Source organism: Muriicola sp. (genome assembly GCF_041567615.1).
GTDB lineage: Bacteria > Bacteroidota > Bacteroidia > Flavobacteriales > Flavobacteriaceae > Muriicola.
The window spans coordinates 1-3203 of sequence record NZ_JBFGBM010000240.1; the positions used below are offsets into that span (position 1 = coordinate 1).

Here is a 3203-nt window from a genome sequence, read left to right on the forward strand (position 1 = left end):
GCCAGTACGCTGTATTCGATGAGGTGACTGCGTTCAGGGGCCCCAAGCCGAAAAAAGAACATCACATAGACCGCAGCGATTCCGATCAGAAAAGCGTATTCCACAGCCCCGGGCCATCGGATCAATCCGTGTAGGAGCACAGCCACGGCGACCAAAAACATTCCTGATAAAAATACAACTGCCTGCACATTCTGGTCCCTTAGTTCATTTGCCAGGGGCTGACCGATAAAGAGGGTGGAGAGAATCGTCAGGTAGACCACCGTGACGGCTATCCACAGGTGTTTTTCCCGTATTTCAGTTATCCTGAACATAGATGTCTATTGCTAATTCTGAGGGTTTCAGCCTTACTCTTGTTTTATTTGCTATCCGCACTTAGCTTCTTTGCAATCCGCTGAATGGTTTTCCAATTCCTGGTCGTGATCCCCTTTCCATATGTTCTTTCGAGCATGGTCATCGCTTTCGGGGTGTCACTCTTGTTGAGATCCAGTATGCTATAAAGAACTTGCCCGTTCTGTCCCAGGATTTTAAAAGAACCGTCCGCACTGCTCATGGGGTACTCCATTTGCTCTTTGATCGCATTGCCGAGAAAAGTGACGTAACAGCGGGTCTTCTCGTTCAGCTCTTCGTCCCGAAACGGCTCTGTTTGGGATATACCCTTAAGAATTTCGGCATCCAAAACCTGTGTGGGGATCTCAAAATCGAACACCTCCTTCAGGTGGGAGGAGATGTGATCCTGAATACTTGCCGTATCTTGCTCGTCAGACAGGAAAATCACATTTCCCGAATTCAAAATAGTTATAACCCCTGTATAACCCATCTCCTGCATTTCCTTTTTTAATTGGGCCATGGGCACCTTGTGGTGCCCTCCCACGTTGATGCCCCTGAGAAGGGCTATATAGGTCTTTGAAGAGGTTCTCGATACCATCGATCTAAGGTGGAATTGTAACTCCTCAAAAGATACAGAGATAATCTCAATTCATTTGAATGATTCAGGGAAGAATTCTCCTGAGGATTCATACCGCAGTGAGGATCGGAAAACGACATGAGCCATAGTTTATATCGATACTAACCTCCCCGATCATAGGATTTCATTTGGTAACTTTGAAGGACTTGAAAATTAGAATCGAACGCTCATAATAAACCTAATTAAGACACCATGGAAGACTTAAAAGACAGAACGGGATCATCCAACGGCTCAACCTACCGCGGGAATGATGAAAGTAAGTGCCCTTTCCTGAACGGGGACCTGCAGCAGGTGGCCGGAGGCGGGACAACCAACCGTGACTGGTGGCCCAATTCTCTCAACCTGAACATCCTCAGGCAGCATTCGGAGCGCGTCAATCCTATGGAAAAGGATTTCGACTACGCCGAGGAATTCAAAAGCCTGGATCTGAAGGCCGTTAAAAAGGATCTTACAGACCTGATGACAGACTCCAAAGACTGGTGGCCTGCAGACTATGGACACTACGGTCCTTTCTTTATCCGTATGGCCTGGCATGCCGCCGGAACTTACCGTATCTCAGACGGACGAGGCGGTGGGGGTACAGGCGCCCAGCGTTTCGCTCCCCTGAACAGCTGGCCCGATAATGCGAACCTCGACAAAGCCAGGGTACTCCTGTGGCCGATCAAAAAGAAATACGGAAAAAAACTCTCCTGGGCAGACCTGCTTATCCTCGCCGGAAATGTGGCCCATGAATCCATGGGTCTCCCGATGTATGGCTTTGCCGGGGGGCGGGAAGACATCTATCAGCCCGAAGAGGATATCTACTGGGGTTCTGAGACCGAATGGCTCGGCAACAAGGAGCGTTACAATGAAAAGGGAGAACTGGAAAGACAAATGGGGGCTGCCCACATGGGCCTTATCTACGTAAACCCGGAAGGGCCGAACGCGAACCCAGACCCGGTAGCTGCCGCTCACGATATCCGTGAGACCTTTGGCCGAATGGCTATGAACGATTACGAGACGGTCGCCCTGATCGCAGGGGGACACACCTTTGGGAAAACCCACGGGGCTGCCAAGGATTCAGAATTCCTCGAGGCAGAACCCGCCGGGGCACCTATCGAGTTGCAAAGCCTGGGATGGAAGAGCAATTTCAAGAGTGGCAAAGGTTCGGATACCATTACCAGCGGACTCGAAGGAGCCTGGACGGACACCCCCGTCAGGTGGAGTCACAAATACCTGGAAAATTTATTCAAATACGAGTGGGAACTCACCAAGAGTCCGGCCGGAGCATGGCAATTCCAGCCCAAGGACGGAGCCGGTGCAGGCACTGTGCCTGATGCCCACGACCCAGATAAGAAACACGCACCCTTCATGCTGGTGACCGACCTTTCCCTGAGGATGGACCCTGCTTACGAAAAGATCTCCCGCCACTTCCTGGAGAATCCGGAGGAATTCAAGGAGGCCTACCAGAAAGCCTGGTTTAAACTCACCCACAGGGATATGGGGCCCAAAGCGAGATACCTGGGACCTGAGGTACCCAAGGAGGACCTCGTATGGCAGGATCCGGTTCCCGCAGTGGATCACGAACTCATCGATGAGAAAGATATCACAGGGCTGAAAAAGACGATCCTGGCCGCAGGCCTGTCGGTTTCAGACCTGGTCAGAACCGCCTGGGCTTCTGCTTCCACCTTTAGAGGTTCCGATATGCGCGGCGGGGCCAATGGCGCCAGAGTACGACTCGAACCTCAGGTGGGTTGGGAAGTCAACAACCCGGTTCAACTCGGAAAAGTTCTGGACACCCTTACTAAGGTCCAGTCTGATTTCAACGGAGCTCAGAAAGGAAACAAAAAAGTATCCCTGGCAGACCTGATCGTACTCGGAGGATGTGCCGCAGTGGAAAAGGCCGCAAAGGATGGTGGGCAGGACATAAAAGTACCTTTCACACCGGGTAGAACAGATGCAACAGCGGAAATGACCGATGCAGAGGCCTTTGACGTTCTGGAGCCTATGGCAGATGGATTCAGGAACTATCGCAAGATCAAATCATCTGTTTCCACGGAAGATATGCTGGTAGACAGGGCACAACTGTTGACCCTTACTGCTCCTGAGATGACTGTCTTGGTTGGAGGAATGAGAAGTCTGAACGCTAACTACGACGGTTCAGCCCACGGTGTATTCACCAAGAAGCCGGGAACGCTGAGCAACGACTTCTTTGTAAACCTGCTCGATATGAACAACGAGTGGAGGGCCATTGATGAAA

Annotated in this window: 2 protein-coding genes and 1 pseudogene; 1 reads left to right on the top strand and 2 read right to left on the bottom strand. The window is 51.2% G+C overall.

The genetic code is table 11. The features are described 5' to 3' along the window. Nucleotides 1–311, bottom strand: a pseudogene (locus tag ABYP73_RS12495) (VanZ family protein); the annotation flags it as partial. Between the two features lie 44 nt (nt 312–355). Beyond that, the gene (locus ABYP73_RS12500; RefSeq protein ID WP_372974551.1) at nt 356–925 is read right to left on the bottom strand and encodes a DUF1697 domain-containing protein; all 570 of its coding nucleotides are present in this window, start codon (nt 923–925) and stop codon (nt 356–358) included. Between the two features lie 231 nt (nt 926–1156). Here ABYP73_RS12500 and katG point away from each other — a divergent pair. Then, a partial coding sequence (katG, locus tag ABYP73_RS12505) for a catalase/peroxidase HPI (RefSeq protein WP_372974552.1) occupies nt 1157–3203 on the top strand: 2047 nt, incomplete at its 3' end.

Coding starts and splice junctions, on each gene's coding strand:
- ABYP73_RS12500 (WP_372974551.1), bottom strand. CDS start 925: ATGGTATCGAGAACCTCTTCAAAGACCTATATAGCCCTTCTCAGGGGC.